Annotated in this window: 22 protein-coding genes and 1 riboswitch; of the genes, 15 read left to right on the top strand and 7 right to left on the bottom strand. The window is 52.9% G+C overall.

From position 1 onward, the window contains the following. The first annotated feature begins 4 nt into the window (after positions 1 to 4). The 7 genes from baeS to yegS all read left to right on the top strand — a co-directional run bounded on the left by baeS (position 5) and on the right by yegS (position 7,582). Entirely contained in the window at positions 5 to 1,372 is a 1,368-nt protein-coding gene (gene baeS, locus O1Q74_RS05920; protein ID WP_271877015.1) for a two-component system sensor histidine kinase BaeS, read from the top strand. Between the two features lie 24 nt (positions 1,373 to 1,396). Continuing rightward, complete coding sequence (gene baeR, locus O1Q74_RS05915) at positions 1,397 to 2,125, top strand: two-component system response regulator BaeR (protein WP_271877012.1); 729 nt, start codon at positions 1,397 to 1,399, stop codon at positions 2,123 to 2,125. A 48-nt stretch (positions 2,126 to 2,173) separates the two neighbouring features. Continuing rightward, entirely contained in the window at positions 2,174 to 2,818 is a 645-nt protein-coding gene (locus O1Q74_RS05910; RefSeq protein ID WP_442953127.1) for a Vat family streptogramin A O-acetyltransferase, read from the top strand. Positions 2,819 to 2,870: 52 nt separating this feature from the next. Continuing rightward, positions 2,871 to 3,419: a GNAT family N-acetyltransferase gene (locus O1Q74_RS05905; protein ID WP_271877006.1), complete on the top strand. Its 549-nt coding sequence runs from the start codon at positions 2,871 to 2,873 to the stop codon at positions 3,417 to 3,419. Between the two features lie 296 nt (positions 3,420 to 3,715). Continuing rightward, positions 3,716 to 4,675 carry a glutathione S-transferase family protein gene (locus tag O1Q74_RS05900; protein ID WP_271877003.1) on the top strand — a complete coding sequence of 320 codons (960 nt, stop codon included), beginning with the start codon at positions 3,716 to 3,718 and terminating at the stop codon, positions 4,673 to 4,675. A gap of 231 nt (positions 4,676 to 4,906) precedes the next feature. Beyond that, positions 4,907 to 6,268 carry a prephenate-dependent tRNA uridine(34) hydroxylase TrhP gene (trhP, locus tag O1Q74_RS05895; RefSeq protein WP_271877001.1) on the top strand — a complete coding sequence of 454 codons (1,362 nt, stop codon included), beginning with the start codon at positions 4,907 to 4,909 and terminating at the stop codon, positions 6,266 to 6,268. A gap of 414 nt (positions 6,269 to 6,682) precedes the next feature. After that, positions 6,683 to 7,582, top strand: a complete 900-nt coding sequence (gene yegS, locus O1Q74_RS05890; protein WP_271876999.1) for a lipid kinase YegS — start codon at positions 6,683 to 6,685, stop codon at positions 7,580 to 7,582. A 28-nt stretch (positions 7,583 to 7,610) separates the two neighbouring features. On the opposite strand, the gene psiE is transcribed toward yegS, so the two are convergent. The 3 genes from psiE to thiM form a co-directional block, all read right to left on the bottom strand. After that, positions 7,611 to 8,018, bottom strand: a complete 408-nt coding sequence (psiE, locus tag O1Q74_RS05885; RefSeq protein ID WP_010305490.1) for a phosphate-starvation-inducible protein PsiE — start codon at positions 8,016 to 8,018, stop codon at positions 7,611 to 7,613. A gap of 178 nt (positions 8,019 to 8,196) precedes the next feature. Next, positions 8,197 to 9,000, bottom strand: coding sequence for a bifunctional hydroxymethylpyrimidine kinase/phosphomethylpyrimidine kinase (thiD, locus tag O1Q74_RS05880; RefSeq protein ID WP_271876993.1), 804 nt, complete (start codon positions 8,998 to 9,000; stop codon positions 8,197 to 8,199). After that, positions 8,997 to 9,791 carry a hydroxyethylthiazole kinase gene (thiM, locus tag O1Q74_RS05875; protein ID WP_271876991.1) on the bottom strand — a complete coding sequence of 265 codons (795 nt, stop codon included), beginning with the start codon at positions 9,789 to 9,791 and terminating at the stop codon, positions 8,997 to 8,999. Before thiM ends, thiD begins: the two co-directional genes overlap by 4 nt. 37 nt (positions 9,792 to 9,828) lie before the next feature. Continuing rightward, positions 9,829 to 9,925: riboswitch (TPP riboswitch) on the bottom strand. Positions 9,926 to 10,084: 159 nt separating this feature from the next. Here thiM and ahr point away from each other — a divergent pair. The 3 genes from ahr (at position 10,085) to adhP (ending at position 12,908) form a co-directional block, all read left to right on the top strand. Then, positions 10,085 to 11,104, top strand: coding sequence for an NADPH-dependent aldehyde reductase Ahr (gene ahr, locus O1Q74_RS05870; RefSeq protein ID WP_271876988.1), 1,020 nt, complete (start codon positions 10,085 to 10,087; stop codon positions 11,102 to 11,104). A gap of 212 nt (positions 11,105 to 11,316) precedes the next feature. Then, complete coding sequence (locus tag O1Q74_RS05865) at positions 11,317 to 11,499, top strand: diguanylate cyclase domain-containing protein (protein WP_334311405.1); 183 nt, start codon at positions 11,317 to 11,319, stop codon at positions 11,497 to 11,499. Positions 11,500 to 11,897: 398 nt separating this feature from the next. Further along, positions 11,898 to 12,908, top strand: coding sequence for an alcohol dehydrogenase AdhP (gene adhP / locus O1Q74_RS05860; protein WP_271876986.1), 1,011 nt, complete (start codon positions 11,898 to 11,900; stop codon positions 12,906 to 12,908). A 153-nt stretch (positions 12,909 to 13,061) separates the two neighbouring features. Here adhP and O1Q74_RS05855 read toward each other — a convergent pair whose 3' ends face one another. Further along, on the bottom strand, positions 13,062 to 13,829 hold the full coding sequence (locus O1Q74_RS05855; protein WP_271876984.1) for a sulfite exporter TauE/SafE family protein: 768 nt from the start codon (positions 13,827 to 13,829) through the stop codon (positions 13,062 to 13,064). 295 nt (positions 13,830 to 14,124) lie between these two features. Here O1Q74_RS05855 and O1Q74_RS05850 point away from each other — a divergent pair, with 295 nt between their 5' ends. Together O1Q74_RS05850 and O1Q74_RS05845 are read left to right on the top strand one after the other, a co-directional pair. After that, the gene (locus O1Q74_RS05850; RefSeq protein ID WP_271876981.1) at positions 14,125 to 14,424 is read left to right on the top strand and encodes a hypothetical protein; all 300 of its coding nucleotides are present in this window, start codon (positions 14,125 to 14,127) and stop codon (positions 14,422 to 14,424) included. Then, positions 14,307 to 14,765 carry a LysR substrate-binding domain-containing protein gene (locus tag O1Q74_RS05845; RefSeq protein WP_334311404.1) on the top strand — a complete coding sequence of 153 codons (459 nt, stop codon included), beginning with the start codon at positions 14,307 to 14,309 and terminating at the stop codon, positions 14,763 to 14,765. The genes O1Q74_RS05850 and O1Q74_RS05845 overlap by 118 nt, the downstream gene beginning before the upstream one ends. 16 nt (positions 14,766 to 14,781) lie before the next feature. Here the strand turns inward: O1Q74_RS05845 and O1Q74_RS05840 are convergent, their stop codons facing one another. Further along, positions 14,782 to 15,555 (bottom strand): DUF3750 domain-containing protein, encoded by a 774-nt coding sequence (locus tag O1Q74_RS05840; RefSeq protein ID WP_271876979.1) that lies wholly within the window; start codon positions 15,553 to 15,555, stop codon positions 14,782 to 14,784. 400 nt (positions 15,556 to 15,955) lie between these two features. Here O1Q74_RS05840 and O1Q74_RS05835 point away from each other — a divergent pair, with 400 nt between their 5' ends. Both O1Q74_RS05835 and O1Q74_RS05830 read left to right on the top strand, forming a co-directional pair. After that, positions 15,956 to 17,086, top strand: coding sequence for a linear amide C-N hydrolase (locus tag O1Q74_RS05835; RefSeq protein ID WP_271876976.1), 1,131 nt, complete (start codon positions 15,956 to 15,958; stop codon positions 17,084 to 17,086). A gap of 42 nt (positions 17,087 to 17,128) precedes the next feature. After that, a complete protein-coding gene (locus O1Q74_RS05830; RefSeq protein WP_271876974.1) occupies positions 17,129 to 17,503 on the top strand; it encodes a hypothetical protein in 375 nt (124 codons plus the stop codon). A 252-nt stretch (positions 17,504 to 17,755) separates the two neighbouring features. Here O1Q74_RS05830 and O1Q74_RS05825 read toward each other — a convergent pair whose 3' ends face one another. Next, entirely contained in the window at positions 17,756 to 17,971 is a 216-nt protein-coding gene (locus O1Q74_RS05825; protein ID WP_271876972.1) for a helix-turn-helix domain-containing protein, read from the bottom strand. Between the two features lie 476 nt (positions 17,972 to 18,447). Between O1Q74_RS05825 and O1Q74_RS05820 the strand changes: the two genes are divergently transcribed. After that, positions 18,448 to 18,786, top strand: a complete 339-nt coding sequence (locus tag O1Q74_RS05820) for an addiction module antidote protein (protein WP_109224869.1) — start codon at positions 18,448 to 18,450, stop codon at positions 18,784 to 18,786. Between the two features lie 93 nt (positions 18,787 to 18,879). On the opposite strand, the gene guaA is transcribed toward O1Q74_RS05820, so the two are convergent. Next, a complete protein-coding gene (gene guaA, locus O1Q74_RS05815; protein ID WP_271876967.1) occupies positions 18,880 to 20,457 on the bottom strand; it encodes a glutamine-hydrolyzing GMP synthase in 1,578 nt (525 codons plus the stop codon). Positions 20,458 to 20,514: the final 57 nt, after the last annotated feature.

Here is a 20,514-nt window from a genome sequence, read left to right as displayed (position 1 = left end):
CGTTATGAAATTCGGAATCACCGCCAAGCTGTTTCTCGCGATTTTCGCCACCTGCATGCTGGTACTGATTACCATGCATTGGGGTGTGCGCGTCAGCTTCGAACGCGGCTTTATCGACTACATTAAGCGCGGCAACGAACAGCGGGTCACGCAACTGCGCGATGCGCTGGCGGAACAATATCAGCAGCACGGCGACTGGTCATTCCTGCGCAACAATGACCGGCTGGTGTTCAAAATGCTGCACTCGCTGGATCAGAACAACGACACCGACAACAGTATGCAGGGGCTACGCGTGCGCCTGTGGGTGCTCGATACCGGCAAACGCAAGCTGTTTGGATCTCCCGCCCCCATCCCGAACGAAGGCACCTGGCAACCGATTGAGGTACAAAACCAAACGGTCGGCTGGATTGTCGCCTCGCCCGTTGAACGCCTGACCCGCAACGCCGATATCAGTTTCGATCAACAGCAGCAGCGTACCAGTTGGCTGATTGTCGCGCTCTCAACGCTGCTCGCGATCATCGCCACCTGGCTGACCGCGCGTGGCCTATTCGCCCCCGTCAAACGACTGGTCAACGGCATGCACAGTTTGGCATCGGGGGATTTCAGCACGCGGGTAGTGGCAAGCTCGCACGACGAACTGGGCAGGCTGGCGCAGGATTTCAACCAGCTTGCCATCACGCTGGAAAAAAACGAACAGTCTCGCCGTGCGTTTATGGCCGATGTCTCTCACGAGTTGAGAACGCCACTGGCGGTACTGCGCGGCGAGTTGGAAGCCTTGCAGGATGGCGTACGTAAACCCGACTCGAATTCCCTGCATTCGCTTCAGTCTGAAGTCGCGACGTTGACCAAACTGGTGGACGATCTGCATCAGCTTACGCTGTCCGATCGTGGGGCGCTGGCCTACCGCAAAACGTCTGTGGACGTGGTGCAAATTCTGCATATTGCTATCGCCGCGTTTCATGAGCGTTTCCAGAAAAAGCAGATTACGCTCACCACCGATTTACCGACTCAGGCTGGCGTCTTTGGTGACCCAGACCGGCTGAGCCAGCTATTTAACAATCTGCTGGAAAATAGCCTGCGCTACACTGACGAGCAGGGACAGTTGACCATTACCCTCATGCAGCAGCATAAACGCTGGGCTATTATCTGGCAGGACAGCGCCCCCGGCGTGACCGACGAGCAGCTCACGCTGATTTTCGAGCGCTTTTACCGTGCGGAAAGCTCACGCAACCGCGCCAGCGGCGGCTCTGGGCTGGGGTTGGCTATCTGCAATAATATCGTTGAGGCGCATAGCGGACGGCTGTATGCTGAGCATTCGCCGTTAGGGGGAGTGATGATTACCATCGAGTTCCCCTTGCACGAACCTGATTAAGATCCACTCCAAATAAGCAGAACTATGACAACCGCACCCGATTTCGCTATGGCATCACCTATTCTGATTGTCGAAGATGAGCCCAAGCTGGGGCAACTGCTGGTGGATTACCTTCAGGCGGCGGACTACGCGACGCATTGGCTGTGTGACGGTCACGATGTCGTCGAGTGGGTGCGACAGCACTCTCCTGCACTCATTTTGCTGGATTTAATGCTGCCGGGTTGCGATGGCCTGACGCTCTGCCGCACCATCCGTCAGTTCTCCAACGTGCCAATTATTATGGTCACCGCCCGTAGCGAGGAGATCGATCGCCTGCTGGGGCTGGAAATTGGTGCCGATGACTATATTTGTAAGCCCTTCAGCCCACGCGAAGTCGTCGTGCGCGTCAGAACGCTGCTGCGTCGCTGCGGCTGGCAGAACGACGGTATGAAAGCCATCGAGAAAACCGAAACGGCTCTGCTGATTGATAAAAGCGGCTTTCAGGCCAGCTATCTGGGGCAGAACCTTGACCTGACGCCAGCCGAGTTTCGCCTGCTCAAGACGCTTTCCACCGAGCCGGGTAAGGTGTTTTCCCGCGAGGCGCTGCTGGATAAGCTCTACGACGATTATCGCGTCGTGACCGACCGCACCATCGACAGCCACATCAAAAACCTGCGTCGCAAGCTAGAGCAGTTGGACGAAGAGACCTCATTTATCCGCACGGTATACGGCATCGGCTATCGCTGGGAAGCGGCACCCTGCAATGAGGTATAACGCCAATCGCGCGATGCTGTTATTGGCACTTATGCTCTTATGGAGGCCATGTTGAACGGACCCGATCCGGATAACCGCTACCCCATGGCCGGTTTTCCCCAAGTGTGTTTCATCAAAAATATTGTCACCAACCCGAATATCGAAATTGGCGACTACACCTATTATGACGATCCCGACGGCGTGGAAAATTTCGAGCAAAATGTGCTCTACCACTATCCGTTTCTCGGCGATAAATTAATCATCGGTAGGTTTTGCGCCATCGCGCATGGCGCAAAATTTATCATGAACGGCGCTAACCATCGGCTCTCCGGACTGTCGACTTACCCGTTTCAGATTTTTGGCAACGGCTGGGAAAAAGTGACACCCAAGCCTGGCGATCTGCCTTACAAAGGCGACACGATCATCGGCAATGATGTCTGGATTGGCTATGACGCCCTGATCATGCCCGGCATCCGCATTGGAAATGGTGCCATCATTGCGTCACGTGCCGTGGTCACCGCCGATGTGCCCGCTTATACGGTCGTTGGCGGCAATCCGGCCAAAATACTTAAATCCCGTTTTGCGCCGGACGTCATCCATGCACTGGAAACGCTGTGCTGGTGGGACTGGCCGATAGAAAAAATCACCCGTCATCTGGAAGCCCTCGCGGCTGGCGATATTGCGGCACTGCAAACCGGCCATCTGTCCGAATAACCGTCTTCTATTCCACACGAATCCGTTCCACACAGAAGAGGCTTTCACGATAATGACTGCATTTTCCGAAACCACCAAAATCGAGACACCTCGCCTGCTGCTGCGCCCGCTTTATCGTGATGATGCTCCAGCGCTGTTCGTCTTTATGTCCGATTCCGTCGTGATGCGCTTCTGGAACCATCCGCCCTGGCAGCACATCGAGCAGGCGCACGACGCGATTGACGAATACTGGAGCGCGCTATGCGCCGGGCAATACATGAAGCTGGGTCTGGAGGTGAAAACGAGCGGCGAACTGATCGGCACCTGCGTGCTGTTCAACCTTGAGATTGAGTCTAAGCGCGCCGAAATCGGCTACTGTCTGGCGGCGAGTGCGCAAGGCAAAGGCTATATGGCGGAAGCGCTCTCTGCCCTGCGGGATTTTGCCTTTGAAACGGCGGGACTAAGTCGATTGGAAGCCGAAATCGATCCCCGAAACGTGGCCTCAGCCCGCTCGCTGGAACGACTGGGATTCACGCAGGAAGGGCGGTTAAAGCAGCGTTGGATTGTGGACGGCGAGGTGTCAGATTCCGCGCTGTACGGCCTGCTGGCGGCTAAGCGTTAGCCTAATGTTGATCGTTTAAGGATCGAGATACCGGGGCGACCACGGTGTGAGGCATCCCTGCGGGAACCTCCTCACCGTGTTTCCCCTAAATCCATGCTTAAGTGACTGGTACTAGGCTCTAGCTCCCCAACCCCTTCCCATGCTGGTCAAAAATACTGTCTGACTTAATGAAAATTTTGTCATTTTCTCTTTTCCCAAGGCTGTTACTCTTTTAAGCCTACAATAATAACGGGTATCACCCCGCACACCGTGCGGGACATTGGTCACCTGCAACAGAACGGACAAGGGGAAAAGAGATGTCAGGCTTAGTGAATGGCAAATGGGTTAACGGCGATGTCGCGGCGGAAGAGATCAAAAACGGCGCATTCCACCGCGAAGAAACCAAATTTCGGCAAACCGAGCTGGTGCCAGAGGCGGGGCGTTACCAGCTTTTTGTCTCCTATCTCTGCCCGTGGGCGTCACGCACGCTGATTTTCCGCAAGCTGAAAGGGCTGGAGAACATCATTTCGCTTTCGGTTGCCAACCCACGCATTGCCGATAACGGCTGGGAATTTGCCACCCCGCAGGATGCGGGTGAGCATGTGGGGGAGATTCACTACCTGCACCAGTTGTACACCGCCAGCGTGCCCGACTATACCGGAAAGGTATCGGTCCCTGTGCTGTGGGATCGGGTGGAAGGCCGCATCGTGAATAACGAATCGGCGGATATCATCCGTATGCTGAACAGCGAATTTAACGACCTGACCGGCAACTCCCTCGATTTCTATCCGTCAGAGCTGCGCAGCGAGATCGACCGCTGGAATGAAACCGTGTATCGCAACGTCAACAACGGCGTGTATAAGACCGGGTTCGCCAAAACGCAGGAACACTATAACGCTGCCGTCACCACGCTCTTCACCACGTTGGACGAGCTGGACGATCATCTGGGCAGCCATCGCTATATGCTCGGTGACACGCTGACCGAAGCCGACTGGCGCCTGTTTGTGACACTGGTACGTTTTGACGTGGCCTACCACGGCGCGTTCAAATGCAACCTGAAGCGTATTGCCGACTACCCGAACCTGTCGAATTATCTGCGCGAGCTGTACCAGTGGCCAGGCGTCGCAGAGACGGTCAATATCGACCACATCAAAGCGGGCTATTACGGCATTGCCTGGCTGAACCCGACGCAAATTATACCGGTTGGCCCATTGGTCGATTTGTCTCAGCGCCACAACCGTGAAACGGTTGGAAAATCCCGTCTCGCGACGCGTTAATACGACGAGATCTGGCCTGCTCGATTAATGGCAGGCCATTCTTTATTTAGGTCAAAAAAATTGATTTGCATCAAACGATTGATTTACGTCAAACGATTGATTTATGTCAAACAAAGTCCCCACTTTTCGTGTGTCGTCTACTGCAATTTTCCCCTATTAGCGCTAGAATCCTCCGCCTTTACTGCTCCCGCCGCGGAGCAGCCTGACTTGTGATCAGAATCGAGAGATACCATGTTTAAACCGGAACTGCTTTCTCCGGCCGGTACGCTGAAAAATATGCGCTACGCCTTTGCCTATGGCGCGGACGCGATTTATGCCGGTCAACCCCGTTACAGCCTGCGCGTACGCAATAACGAATTCAACCATCAGACGCTGGCGCAAGCCATTAACGAAGCGCATGAACTGGGCAAGAAATTCTACGTGGTCGTTAACATCGCACCGCACAATGCCAAACTGAAAACCTTCCTGCGTGACCTGCAACCCGTGATCGAAATGGGGCCGGATGCGCTGATCATGTCCGATCCGGGCCTGATTATGCTGGTGCGGGAAAACTTCCCACAGATAGATATTCACCTTTCCGTTCAGGCCAACGCGGTCAACTGGGCGACGGTGAAATTCTGGCAGCAGATGGGGCTGACGCGTGTCATTTTGTCCCGCGAACTGTCGCTGGAAGAGATTGCAGAAATCCGCCAGAACGTGCCGGATATGGAACTGGAGATCTTCGTTCACGGCGCGCTGTGTATGGCCTACTCTGGCCGCTGCCTGCTGTCCGGTTACATCAATAAACGCGATCCGAATCAGGGTACCTGCACTAACGCCTGCCGCTGGGAATATAAGGTTCAGGAAGGTAAAGAGGACGATATCGGCAATATCGTTCATCAGCACGAACCTATCGCGGTGAAGAATGTTGAGCCTGCGTTGGGCATCGGCGAACCGACCGACAAAGTCTTTATGCTGGAAGAAAGCATGCGCCCCGGCGAATACATGAGCGCTTTTGAAGACGAGCACGGCACCTACATCATGAACTCCCGCGATCTGCGTGCCATCCAGCACGTTGAACGCCTGACGCAGATGCAGGTGCACTCGCTGAAAATCGAAGGCCGCACCAAGTCATTCTATTACTGTGCCCGTACTGCGCAGGTTTATCGCCGCGCCATCGACGATGCTGTCGCGGGTAAACCGTTCGACCCGACGCTGCTGGAAACGCTGGAGGGCTTAGCACACCGTGGCTACACCGAAGGCTTCCTGCGTCGCCACGTGCATGAAGATTACCAGAACTACGATTACGGCTATTCCGTTTCCGATCGTCAGCAGTTTGTCGGTGAATTCACCGGCGTGCGTCGCAATGGGCTGGCGGAAGTCGAGGTGAAGAACAAGTTTTCCTGCGGCGACAGCGTGGAGATGATGACGCCAAACGGCAATATTCAATTCACCATCGAATCCATGCAAAATATCAAAGGGCAACCCGCCGATGTGGCACCGGGTAACGGCCACATCGTCTATCTGCCCGTACCGGACGATGTCTCGCTGGATTATGCGCTACTGCTGCGCAATCTGCCGGGCACCACCACGCGTAACCCTAACGCGGAATAAACCGGTCATACCGCCGGATGTCCCGTACATCCGGCAATGCCTCCCACAAGGCGATCCCTTCCTTATAGTATGCTCCCCTATTATCGACCTTTCTCAACCGCGACTCGGTACGTCAACCGCCCGAAGGTATCGTTACAAAGCTCAGGGTTTTTTAACGAATATTAGAAACAGATCACATCAATTCGCCGGTCTTGTGGTTAGTATTGCGTCGCTGAGAAAACATAGAACGAAAAATAAGCGTAGTGATACTACTAGGAACCACCTCCTTGGCCAGCTCAATCTCCCTTGAGCTGGCTTTTCTTTTTCTCCCGCCCACGCATTTTCCCCACGAACACATTCACCGACTCTTCTGATGTCTAGCTATCGATTTAGTGACTATTATTAATCCCACGATCCTGCTTAGGAGAAATGGCCATGGAAAAAAATCCGGTGACACTGCTGATTCTGAATGGAAAGAGTGCGGGTAATGAAGAACTCCGCGAGGCCATTGATGCGTTGCGAAAGGACGGCTATACGCTGCATGTCCGCGTGACCTGGGAATACGGCGATGCTAAACGCTATGTGGAAGAGGCAATCCAGCTCAACGCGGATAACGTGATTGCCGCCGGTGGCGACGGCACCGTCAATGAAGTCGCCGCCGCGTTAGCGGTGCAGCCGGAAGCGGTGCGCCCGTGTTTGGGGATTGTCCCGCTGGGTACGGCCAACGATTTCGCCACCAGTTGTCAGATTCCGATGGAGATGCACAACGCGCTAACGCTGGCGATCAAAGGCCGCGCCACCGCCATTGATATCGCCAACGTGAACGACAGCCACTATTTCATCAACATGGCAACGGGCGGCTTCGCCACGCGCATTACCACCGAGACACCCGCCAAGATGAAGGCCGCACTGGGAAGTGCGTCTTACGTGCTACACGCGCTCTTTCGCATGGACATGCTGCAAGCCGAGTGCTGTGAGATTCGCGGGCCGGATTTTCACTGGTCAGGTGATACGCTGGTCATCGCGGTGGGAAATGGTCGTCAGGCTGGCGGCGGACAGGAACTTTGCCCAGAAGCCCTAATTAACGATGGGCTACTGGAACTGAGCGTGCTATCGGCAACCGAGCTGCTGCCGAATATGCTTCAGGCCTGGTTTACCGGCAGCGAAAACCAGAACATGATTTCCGCTACCTTGCCCTGGCTGGAGATCACCGCTCCGGATGATATGACATTTAACCTGGACGGCGAGCCGCTCACCGCCAAACGCTTCCGTATCGAGGTGCTTCCCGCCGCGATTCGCTGCCGCCTGCCGCCCCAGTGCTCGCTGCTGGAATAGCGGCGAATTTCGATTATTCCTGTTTCAACTATTCCCGTTTCAGGCGATTACTGTTTGCCAGATACAGTGTTACCACAAGCAGCAGAATCGCCGCGGAATAAATCAGCGTATCCGATGGGCTTTTGTGATCGACAATAATCAGGCGAATGATGGCCGTAATGCCGATGTAGATAAAATAGCGCAGCGGGAAGTGATAGCCGGACTGAAAATACTTCACGATCAGCGCAATGAATTCAAAATACAGGAAATAGATCACAATGCCTTCTATCAGTTGATAGGAGGAATCTTTCTCGTTGGAGATCAGCAACACTTTCGCCAGATGAAACGTTTCCTTGACCAAAAAAATCACCAGAATGGTCGCCAGCACCAGCAGGCCGATATTGAGTATCGTCTGAAGCGCCTTGGCAGCCATCGCACTGCGAGCAGAACCTGCCATATATTATCCCCACATCCTATTTCACATTAACGCCAAGAATTCACTGCAAAGTAACCGGATGCCCCCGCACTGTCACGCCCAAATACGCTTAATTTAGTTTGAAATTACTGGCAAATATGTCACGTAAAGTACAAGTCAATTTACTTATACCTGCCATACTTCAAGCTGCATGTGCGTTTTACCACCAGCGGTGGAAGTGATGAACGGGGCCGATGCCGTGCCCGACCTCCAGCGTGTCGGCCTGTTGTAATGCCTGCTGTAAATAGTCCTTCGCGGCGTAGACCGTCTCACTCCAGCTATCGTGGCGCGGTCGCAGCGCGGCCAACGCGGCAGACAGCGTGCAGCCGGTGCCGTGCGTATGGCGGGTATTCACGCGCGGGGAACTAAAGCGCTGCGGTTCGGCCTGTCGGCTGAACAGCCAGTCCGGGCTTTCCGCTTCGCTCAGGTGTCCGCCTTTCATCAGCACCGCCTGACAGCCCATAGCCAGCAGCGCTTCACCTTGTTCGCGCATTTCCCGCTCGTTGGTGGCCGGTGACGTATTCAGCAGCGCCGCGGCTTCCGGCAGATTGGGCGTAATCAGAGAAACCAGCGGCAGCAGTTCACGACGGATCGACTCCACCGCCTCCGGTGCCAATAACGGATCGCCACTTTTCGCCAGCATCACCGTATCCAACACCACGAAAGGCACGGCATAATGGCGCAGGCGTTCGGCAACCGCGTCAACAATATCGGTCTGCGCCAGCATGCCAATCTTGGCGCTGTCGATACGTACATCGCTCAGCACCGAATCCAGCTGCACCGCGACAAAATCCGGTTCAATCCGGTAGACAGACTGCACGCCGCGCGTATTTTGCGCCACCAGCGCAGTAATGACTGACGTCCCATAAGCCCCTAACGCGGAAAAGGCTTTTAAATCCGCCTGAATACCCGCACCGCCGCTCGGATCGGTGCCTGCAATCGTCAACGCATTGATACGCTTCATGCCAGATCCTCCGCGCGCAGGGTATAGAGCCTATCAAGGAAATTGGGTATAAAACTCCCCGTTCCTTGCGATGTCAAAGCTGCCTGCTGCCCCGCTAATGCCATGACATAGCACGCCGCCGCCACGTGGGATAATCGTTCCCCTTCCAGAGCACAGAAACCCGCGACGACCGCCGACAGCGCACAGCCCGTACCAACCACGCGCGTCATCATGCTATCGCCGCCGCTTACCGCAATATCACGTTCGCCGTCCGTGACATAATCCACCACGCCAGTCACCGCAACGATCGTCCCCACCTTTCTCGCCAGTTCACGCGCAGCAGGAAGCGCCGCCAGCGAATCGTCGGCGCTATCGACGCCACGCCCCTGTGCGGCTAACCCCGCCAGCGCCATGATTTCAGATGCATTGCCGCGAATCGCCTCGGGTTTCCATGCCAGCAATTCCCGACAAAATTCGCTCCGAAAGGTCAAGCCGCCTACGGCAACCGGATCGAGCACCCACGGTTTCCCCGCCAGATGCGCGCTGTTTACCGCCGTCCGCATCGCATCGGCACGTGTACGCTCCAACGTCCCGACATTAATCAGCAGCGCATCCGCCACCGCGCTGAACTGCGCGGCTTCTTCGGGATCGACCACCATCGCAGGCGACGCATTCAGAGCCAGCAGCACGTTAGCAGTAAAAGATTGCACCACATCGTTGGTCAGGCAGTGCACCAGCGGCGAGGCAGAACGGAATTGAGTAAGTGATGTTGCTGCCTGAGCGGCAGAAAAGTCGGCAGGTCGAGTGTTCATAGGTCTCCCAACCGGCGTGGAAGAAGGCGGCAACCGGTGGGGCATACCGTGACTTCCCTACGCTGGCATTATCCAGATCAGGTGGTACGGGTATTTCTCAGCCTTCACAAAGAAGGGCACCCCGAGTCATGTACTTAGACTTCGCAGCATAAGTAAGTGACGCCAGTAAAGCAAGCCATCGCCCGTACGACTCTCCCCGACACAAAATGAAAAACCACAGGCACGTTGTGACATAGAGAAAAACGCCATAACCCTTTAGACTGGTTAATCAAACCCATACTGAGGAGATTGTGATGACGATAATCAAGAGTTATGCCGCACCGGAAGCAGGCGCAGCGCTGGAGTTGTATGAGTTTGATGCGGGTGAACTGCATGCGGAAGACGTCGAAGTCGTGGTTGATTATTGCGGCGTATGCCATTCCGATCTGTCGATGATCGATAACGAATGGGGCATGTCGAGCTATCCGCTGGTTGCCGGGCATGAAGTGATTGGCCGCGTTCACGCACTGGGCGATGCGGCGAAAAACAAGGGACTAAAGATTGGTCAGCGCGTTGGTATTGGCTGGACGGCACGTAGCTGTGGGCACTGCGATGCCTGTATCAGCGGCAGCCAAACCAACTGCCAGCAAGGCAGCGTACCAACCATCCTGAATAAAGGCGGTTTCGCCGATAAGATTCGCGCAAACTGGCAGTGGGCGATCCCGCTTCCTGAGTCCATTGATATCGAATCAGCAGGTCCGTTGCTGTGTGGCGGCATCACCGTATTCAAACCGCTGTTAATGCACCATGTCACCGCAACCAGCCGCGTCGGTGTGATCGGCATCGGTGGACTGGGGCATATCGCGATTAAACTCCTGCACGCGATGGGTTGTGAAGTCACGGCATTCAGCTCGAATCCAGCCAAAGAGCAGGAAGTATTAGCGATGGGTGCCGATAAGGTCGTCAACAGTCGTGACCCGCAGGCGCTGACCGCACTGGCAGGCCAGTTCGATCTCATCATCAACACCGTGAGTGTCGATCTGGAATGGCAACCTTACTTCAACGCGCTCGCCTATAACGGCAAATTCCATACCGTCGGTGCAGTGATGAAGCCATTTAGCGTTCCAGCCTTTACGCTCATCGCAGGCGACCGCAGCGTTTCCGGCTCTTCTACTGGCTCGCCGCATGAGCTTCGTTCTCTGATGAAACTCGCCGCTCGTGCCAAAGTTAAACCGCAAACGGAGCTATTCCCGATGTCGAAAATCAATGAAGCTATCCAGCACGTGCGTGACGGCAAAGCCCGTTACCGCGTCGTACTGAAAGCCGATTTTTAATCGGTAAAGACGCCTGAGCGATCGGGCGTCGACTTTTGAGGTGATGCAAGAGGAGATCCGCAATGCCTTTCAAAGAATATAACCACGATTTTATTATCAATAACAAATATGTCGAAGCCAGAATACAGTCATTTAGCGGTGAACTGACTCAACGCCCTAATCATCGATTTTTATTAATGAATTAAAAAACTCGACGCGAAAACGCGCTATTTATTATCGACATCGATAATTTCAAAGTCATTAATGATAAATATGGCGATACAAAAAGCGATGACATATTAAGTAAGTTCGGCCATATTCTTTCCCGTTTCGATAACAGTGAGGTCGTGGCAACTCGAATCGGGGGCGAAGAGTTCACAATTATTCTGTATGCAGGAAGGCAAGACCGGTATTAAAAATACGCGAACAAAATCATTATCAAGAATATGAACCACCTTTCTGTCAGCATTGGCGCGGGTAAAAACACCACAGAGCACGTTATGAAACGCGTGGATATCGCACTTTAGCAGACTAAAAACACCGGTACAGGCAAAGTGGAATGGGCTACTGAGCCGAAAGAAAAACCCCTTTAGCCCGAACCAATACACGGTCGCACGAACGCACCGCTTTCTTAATCATCATAAAAGCTACTGAAAATGATATTCCCCTCACCATGACTCACTCGCCAACCATCTATCATTTTGTAACAAAATTAAACACTTCCTGATTAATCAACTCGTCGGCCAGCGTGTACCCTTTTATAGGTAGAACAAAATACATTACCCCCACAACACATTCAGTAAAAGGAAGACGAATGAAAGCAGCCATCGTAACGAAAGATCATTCCGTTGAAATTCAGGACAAAAAACTGCGCCCCCTCCAGCACGGAGAAGCCCTGCTGAAAATGGAATGTTGCGGCGTGTGCCATACCGATCTGCACGTCAAAGACGGGGACTTTGGCGATGTTACCGGCATTACACTGGGTCATGAAGGCATCGGTATCGTCAAAGAAGTGGGCCCTGGCGTAACATCACTGAAGCCCGGCGATCGTGCTAGCGTCGCCTGGTTCTATCAGGGCTGTGGCCACTGTGAATATTGTAATAGCGGTAATGAAACCCTGTGTCGCAAAGTAAAAAATGCGGGCTACTCCGTTGATGGCGGGATGGCTGAAGAATGTATCGTCGTTGCCGATTACGCGGTAAAAGTGCCGGATGGCCTGGATTCTGCTGCCGCCAGCAGCATTACCTGCGCGGGCGTGACAACCTACAAAGCGGTGAAGGTCTCGCAAATCAAGCCAGGACAGTGGATCGCCATTTATGGGCTGGGCGGGTTGGGCAACCTGGCGCTGCAATACGCCAAAAACGTCTTTAACGCGAAGGTCATCGCGATTGATGTCAACGACGCCCAACTGGCCTTTGCTAAAGAGATGGGCGCAGATCTGGTCATCAATCCAGCCAAAGACGATGCCGCCAAAATCATTCAGGAAAACGTAGGTGGTGCGCATGCGGCCGTGGTCACTGCCGTGGCGCGTGCGGCATTTAACTCCGCGGTCGATGCCGTTCGCGCGGGCGGGCGAATTGTCGCCGTCGGTCTGCCGCCGGAATCCATGGATCTGAATATTCCACGTCTGGTGCTGGATGGCATTCAGGTCTTGGGATCGCTGGTCGGTACGCGTGAAGATCTGAAAGAAGCGTTTCAGTTTGCAGCCGAAGGGAAAGTGAAACCGAAGGTGACGCGTCGCCCGCTGAAAGACATCAACGCCATTTTCGCTGAAATGAAAGGTGGGAAAATCACAGGTCGCATGGTGATTGATCTGTCAATGTAAACGACGTTCTGTATATAAACGGGATAGCACTACGCTATCCCGTTTTATTTTCTTTATATCAATGGAGAAAGCGCTGAAAACTTTAGGACGAATGCCTCTCTATTTAAAGGAATAAATAGGAATTAAGAGCGATAACGATGATGTCTCACGCCATTATCTCAGCACCAGCATAGTGATACCCACACCGACCAGCATAAGACAAAACGCGCGGCGCAAATAAGCGACCGGAAGTTTGTGAGCAACAGCGACCCCCCAGGACACACTGATGATCCCCCCCAGCGACAGTGGTAAACCGATACTCCAGTCAACATTACCCGCCTGCGAATAAGACAGTAGCGCCGCCAGCGCCCCCGGAATCACGAGAATCAACGCCATGCCCTGCGCCTGCGTTTGCGCAAAGGCAAAGAGTGTCACCAGCACTGGCACCACCACCAGACCACCGCCAACGGTAAAAATACCGGACATAAACCCACTCGCCACGCCAATCAACGGCAGATATTTGGGCGACAACACAATCTCAGGCTTTTTGCTGCGCTTCTTGTTATACCACTGCCACATATAGTACGCCGCCAGCACCAGCAGGAAAGTGGCGAAAGCGCGCTGGAGGTGGTGAACATCAATCGATGACGCAATGTGAGCGGCAAGGTAGGCAGACCCCGTCGCAAAAGCGCACATAGTTAATGCGACTCGCGTATCAATACGGTTACGTTGGCGATAGCGTAGAAAACCAATCAGCACGTTAGGCGTAATCATCACTAACGCAGTTCCCTGTGCCATATGCTGATCCATCCCAAAGAGCACACCCAGAATAGGAATCGCAATAAGCCCACCGCCGATCCCCAACATGCCTCCGCAAAACCCCAGCCCAATCCCCAAAAGCAAACACAACAACATATCGCTGAACATCATTAAGCTAAACATAACGTAACCAGGTAACCCGTAAGGTAAAAAGAGAGAGGACAACGTCATCCTAGGCGCAGAGCCGCATCTTGATAATCCCTGAATAGTCAATAACCCTTTCCTGTCAGGAAAACCTCCAACTGTGTTAACGTATAGATTGACATAAGACATGTGACGACATGCTGCGCGGAATCAAACTGCCAGCTATTGTGCTGGTTTCCCGCTCTGCTGAGGACTCTCAATACATCATGATTAATCCTGCGCATTTTGACCTTCAGTCGCTCCGCATCTTTTTGCAGGTTGCCCAGACGGCGAAATGGACGACTACGCCGTTGGCGTGCGCGGCCACGTACATATGTGGGCCAATACCTCGGCGGTTATTCAGTTTCTTCCACAGGATCTGGCATCATTCCTCCAGACCCGCCCACTCATCCGTATTAACCTGGAGGAAAAGCTCAGTAAAACCGTGGTGACAGCGCTGGCGATGGGGAAGCGGATATCGGCATCTTCGCGGACAACGTCGGCTCACAGGGCGTCGAGAAGATTCCTTACCGTCAGGACAAGCTGGTTGTTCTCGTTCCTCCTCAACATCCGCTTTCCGCACGGTCAGAAGTGAGCTTTAACGACACATTGCACTACGATTACGTCAGCCTCAATAGCGGCAGCTCTCTGCTGAAACAGCTGAGAGATGCGTCGGATGAACGAGGGAGAGTGCTGCGCCTGCGGGTTCAGCTCAGCAGCTTTGACGGTATTTGCCGGATGATAGAAGCGGGACTGGGGATCAGCGTCTTGCCGGAGGGCGCGATTCGCCCGGAAGTGCTGGGAACCGGGTTACGCGCCATCAATCTCACCGACGAGTGGGCTTCACGCCAGCTCTGGCTGGGCGTGAAATCCGGCGCGATTCTGCAACCCGAAGTCGCCAATCTGCTGACACACCTGCGACAATGCGGAACGTAAGGAAGAGATGCTACGCTTAGCCTTCTTCGCGGCCCGTTTTTTCATAGCCGAGACGGCCAACAAAAGGCAAGCGCAGCGCTGGCGGGTTCATATCCACGCCCATGTTCAGCCCCAAAATATTGGCTTCGATGCCCTCTTCAACCCCCATCGTGATACCCAGCACGCCTAACAGCGAGATCTGCACGCCGCTTCCCGATGGCGACAGTCCAACCGGACGCGTGATCGGGCGGTAATCCTTACCAATGGCATTAGCTGGCATGTCCAGCTTGAGAGCAGGCACTTCGCGGCCAATGTGTGCGAGAAACGTATTGCTATTCGGCCCCGGCCAAGCGTGGTAAGTCTTTGGCCACGGATAGCTTTTAATCGCAGCCTCAATCTGCGGAATCATGGCTTCCGCCTTGTCGCCACGGTGTTCCGCCAACAGTTTCGGCATCGCCCCGTACCAATATGCATCCGCCGCCGAACGGTTCAGGCGGACAACGTTATCGCTCCCCCAGCTCACCACTTCATAGCGACGATATTGGGTTTCCCCCGCGTTCTTGAAAATGATCCACGGATGCACGGCTACCAGTCCCCTCCAGCCGTAAGTCGGTGCAGCATAAACCTGCACGATAGCCGTTTGGCGAAATTGCACAGGGTTCGGCGCTAAGCCGGAAGAATCACGTTTGGCAGACCACCAGCTTTGCCCGCTAAACGTTTCACCGTTACGCGTTGACTGCGCCCAGCTTTGCCAAAAAGACAGCAACAGCACACAAATAAACCCAATCCCCAAGAATTTGAGGTACGTCATAGGCCAGCTAGCTCACAGAAAAGAGATGGAACGGAATCGATACGCCTGCGGACGAGCGCCCACAGTGAAAATCGGTCAAAAAAGCATTCCGTCAGTTTACTGCCAGTTGTCGGTAAGGTTAAGATAGCAGGTGAAATATTGACCTATTTTTACGTTGCGTGGGTACAGCAATCACCGTCTCAGCGTTCTATACAAAATTTGATCTACTGTGAGACGGTATTGCAAATAAAAAAACCACCAAAAAAATCGTATTCTCATTTAATTATTAGAAATAAATTAATCAGCACGTATCGTTATATTTATTTTTAGACCACCGCCTCCCATAAATAAATCACTGACTATAATCAGCACTAGGATTAGTGAATCTACGCCCCTCTGAGAATAAACGTGGAGAAATTAAATGATAAAAAATAATAAGCATCTTAAGTCTACGGTATGCGCGCTGTCATTAGCAGCATTAACGCTAGGGTCAGCGGTTTCACTCGCCTGCACACGGCTTGTTTATAAGGATCAAAATAACCCCGATTATCCCATTACCGCCCGTTCCATGGACTGGGCCGATGATACCGAGACCAACCTGTGGATTTTCCCTCGAGAATTAAAGCGCTCTGGTGCCGCAGGCCCACATTCTCTGGAATGGACGTCAAAATATGGCAGTGTGATTGCCTCTGCTTTTGATAGCAAAGAGAACATGGCTTCCACTACTGATGGCGTTAATGAAAAAGGGTTAGCAGCAAACGTACTCTGGCTGGCAGAGTCTGAATATCCCAAAACTGCACCGACAGCAAAAAAACCGGGCTTAAGCGTCGCCGCCTGGGCACAATACGTGCTGGATAATTTTGCCACCGTTGATGAGGCTGTAAAATCATTACAGCAGGAGAAATTCATTGTCGTCACTAAACCTGTAGAAGGGCAGCATCGGGATGCGACACTCCATCTTTCTTTATCTGATTCATCTGGCGACAGTGCGATTATTGAATATATCGATGGCAAACAAGTCATTCATCATAGTAAAGACTATCAGGTGATGACCAATTCTCCCACCTTCGATCAACAGTTAACGCTGAATGCCTATTGGGATCAGATCGGTGGCAATGTGATGCTACCGGGAACAAACCGCGCTGCCGATCGCTTTGTTCGCGCGTCATTCTATGTGGATAATGTTGCCCCTAATAAACTTATTCCTGGGGTCGCAGAGAAAAGTAAAATAGAGAAAGATAAAGCGGATTTAGCCACCGCATTCAGTATTATACGTAATGCCTCCGTTCCTTATGGTTATTCGTTACCGAACATGCCAAATATCGCTTCAACACGCTGGCGTACCGTTGTCGACCATAAATCGCTACAATATTTCTTTGAATCTGCCGTCTCCCCCAATATCTTTTGGGTTGATTTGAAAAAAATTGACTTTGCGCCGCGTGGAAACAACGCTAGCAAGTTAGAGTTAGGGCCAAACCAAAGCACCATCTATTCTGGTCAAGCTTCAGAGCACTTTAAGCCCGCTACACCGTTTAAATTCGCCGGACTGTAAATCGGGAAATTATTTTCCCGACATTCTGTTTATTTCACGATAATGTTAAAGCATGAATCTAGCCCATACGGTGGAAATAATAATCCCTATAAATGCGAGCTGAATTTCTCTATCAATACGAATAAATTAGGCGAAGTCGCCAATTTTCGCGCCACGCTGCGACTCAAAAATAGTGAAGGCGCTTCGGCCGAACAAACACTCGCCTTCCCGCCTTTTGGATCGAGTAGCCTTGATGTTGGAATGATGGGAGAAAAATTCATTTTTTCCCAGGAATCAGCCCTGCTCCCGCAGTACCAATCCGATTTTTGCCAGTTCCACGATTTGGAATATCAGGTCACCGCCGCTACCGCTACGATCAACGGCAAGGAGGTAGATGTGCTTAAGACGGAGATTTTGAAGCAACAGGAAAAGCGTTAGCACTCAAGATTAATAGCGTTAAAGTCGTGTTTGCGTGATTTCATTGCACGATAGGGCTTACGACTGACATGAAAAAGCGCCATCGATGAATGTAATGCCGATCGTTTAAAGATCGAGATACCGGGGGCTACCACGGTGCGAGGTATCCCTGCGGAAACCTCATCACCGCGTTTCCCCCTAAATCCATGTTTAAGTGAACAACATTACATCGAGGAATAGCGCTTTCACCTTTTTCTACCCTACTCCCCGCCCTCACTTCACGCCTGAATAACGCGACGGCCAAATCTCTTCCGGCCTTTTCCGCATCGCTTCGGCAATCAAGCGTTCTCCTTTCGGCCAATGTCTGGTGAGCGCATTCGCCAACGTAGATGACGCCAGCCCCGCCGCTCTGGAAACCGCCGCCAGCGTCGTCCCTTTCTTCCGTAATCCCGCGATGATATCCGCCGGGTGCCAATCAGTGTGATTCATTCCATTTCCCTCCACCTATCAAAAACCCTTTTTGATTTCCGTGTGGGCAGGATCGCGCTTTGTGATGAGTAAGACCACGGACGATGAGTCACATCTTTCAAGGCGTTAGACGAGCGTTATGACTCTGGCTATCTATTATGTGAATAGGTACAAAAGTTTCGTTCGTGATAACCGCCGTATTTCTCTGTCATTTCATCACACACCCGACAAGGCGTGCTTGTGCAACAGGGCATTCATTACCTATCACGCACGAAACCGCCCCCTATTCGTAAATAAAAAACTTAGTTCCAAAGCCTGATGTACCAATACGCTCGAAGGCATCCTTGCAGAACTGTCGTTTTTAAGTTACAAAAATTAAAGGACTAAGGACTTCGATAAGATGATTTTGCTCTTCACCGGTGGCGATAAATCAAGCCAAAGCAAAGATTTAGATAAAGCGGTGCGATACTGGCGGGATTATCAAAAGAGGTAACATTATGGCAATCATCACCCAATCCACTACATTCGAAAAAGCCATTAGCCACGATGATGCAATGGTTGCGGAACTACGAGAAAATCCTGAATACGCAGAAATATACCTCCAGACAGCACTAGAGGATATTTATGAGGAAGGTGGCATCGCGGCATTCCTGACAGCATTACGCCGTGTTGTTGAAGCGCGTGGCGGAGTGGGCGAAATAGCCAAAAAATCGGGACTGTCTCGCCAACAACTGTACAGAACATTGTCTGAAAATGGCAACCCGACGCTGACGACGCTCACCGAAATCACCAGAGCCGCAGGCGTTCGACTGATTCCCTATACTCACAATAACTAAAAATATCAGTCACTCAAGAGCGCAGAAAGACGTAAAAAAACCCGCAGTCACGCGGGTTTTTGCTGTTTAGCACAACACTATTTCAGCGCAGGATTATTCCCACTCAATCGTGGCCGGTGGCTTACCCGATACGTCGTAAACGACGCGGGAGATGCCGTCGACTTCGTTGATGATGCGGTTGGAGACGCGGCCTAAGAAATCGTATGGCAGGTGTGCCCAGTGCGCGGTCATAAAGTCGATGGTCTCTACCGCACGCAGCGAGACAACCCAATCGTATTTACGGCCATCGCCCATCACGCCCACGGAACGGACTGGCAGGAAGACGGTGAATGCCTGGCTAACCTTGTTGTATAGGTCAGCTTTGTGCAGTTCTTCGATGAAGATCGCATCCGCACGACGCAGCAGGTCGCAATATTCTTTCTTCACTTCACCCAGTACGCGCACGCCCAGACCAGGGCCCGGGAACGGATGGCGGTACAGCATGTTGTACGGCAGACCCAGTTCCAGACCGATCTTACGCACTTCGTCTTTGAACAGCTCTTTCAGCGGCTCAACCAGACCCAGCTTCATCTCTTTCGGCAAGCCACCTACGTTGTGGTGGGACTTGATCACGTGCGCTTTGCCCGTGGCAGATGCCGCGGATTCGATCACGTCTGGGTAGATGGTGCCTTGCGCCAGCCATTTCACTTCGGCTTGCTTGCTGGCTTCTTCATCGAACACTTCAACAAACACGCGACCGATGATCTTACGCTTGGCTTCTGGATCATTTTCGCCAGCCAGTTCGCTCAGGAAGCGATCTTCCGCTGCCACATGCACAATGTTCAGACCGAAATGATCGCCGAACATTTCCAGCACCTGATCGGCTTCATTCAGGCGCAGCAGGCCGTTATCGACAAACACGCAGGTCAGGCGGTCGCCAATCGCGCGGTGCAGCAGCATCGCGGTCACAGAAGAATCCACGCCGCCAGACAGACCCAGAATCACTTTGTCGTTGCCGACCTGCTCACGAATACGGGTCACCGCATCGTCGATAATCTTGGCGGGCGTCCATAGTGCTTCACACTGGCAGATGTCACGGACAAAACGCTCCAGCATGCGCTGGCCCTGGCGGGTGTGCGTCACTTCCGGGTGGAACTGCACGCCGTAAAAACGTTTTTCTTCGTTCGCCATGATGGCAAACGGACAGGTATCGGTACTCGCAACAGTCTCAAACCCTTCTGGGATTGCCGTCACTTTGTCGCCGTGGCTCATCCAGACATCCAGCAGCGGTGCACCTGCGGCGCTCAACGCATCCTGAATATCACGCACCAGCGCGCTCTCGGTCTTCACTTCTACCTGCGCATAACCAAACTCACGCTCGTTGGAACCTTCAACGTGGCCGCCCAGTTGCATCGCCATCGTCTGCATGCCGTAACACACGCCTAATACCGGTACGCCAGCGTTGAACACGTATTCTGGCGCACGTGGGCTGCCAAACTCGGTGGTGCTTTCCGGGCCGCCGGACAGGATGATCCCGTTCGGATTAAACCCGCGAATCTGCGCTTCCGTGACATCCCATGCCCACAGTTCACAGTAAACGCCCAGTTCACGCACGCGACGTGCCACCAGTTGCGTGTACTGCGAGCCGAAATCCAGAATAAGAATGCGGTGTTGATGAATGTTTTGAGTCATGAGGAGCATGTTCCAAAAAGCAAAAGACAAAAGCGAAAGAAAAAAGTAAACCCATCT

The sequence above is a fragment of the Pectobacterium sp. A5351 genome (assembly GCF_028335745.1).
Taxonomy (GTDB): domain Bacteria; phylum Pseudomonadota; class Gammaproteobacteria; order Enterobacterales; family Enterobacteriaceae; genus Pectobacterium.
Note: the sequence above shows the minus strand (reverse complement) of the source record. Positions and strands in the feature narration are given on the sequence as shown.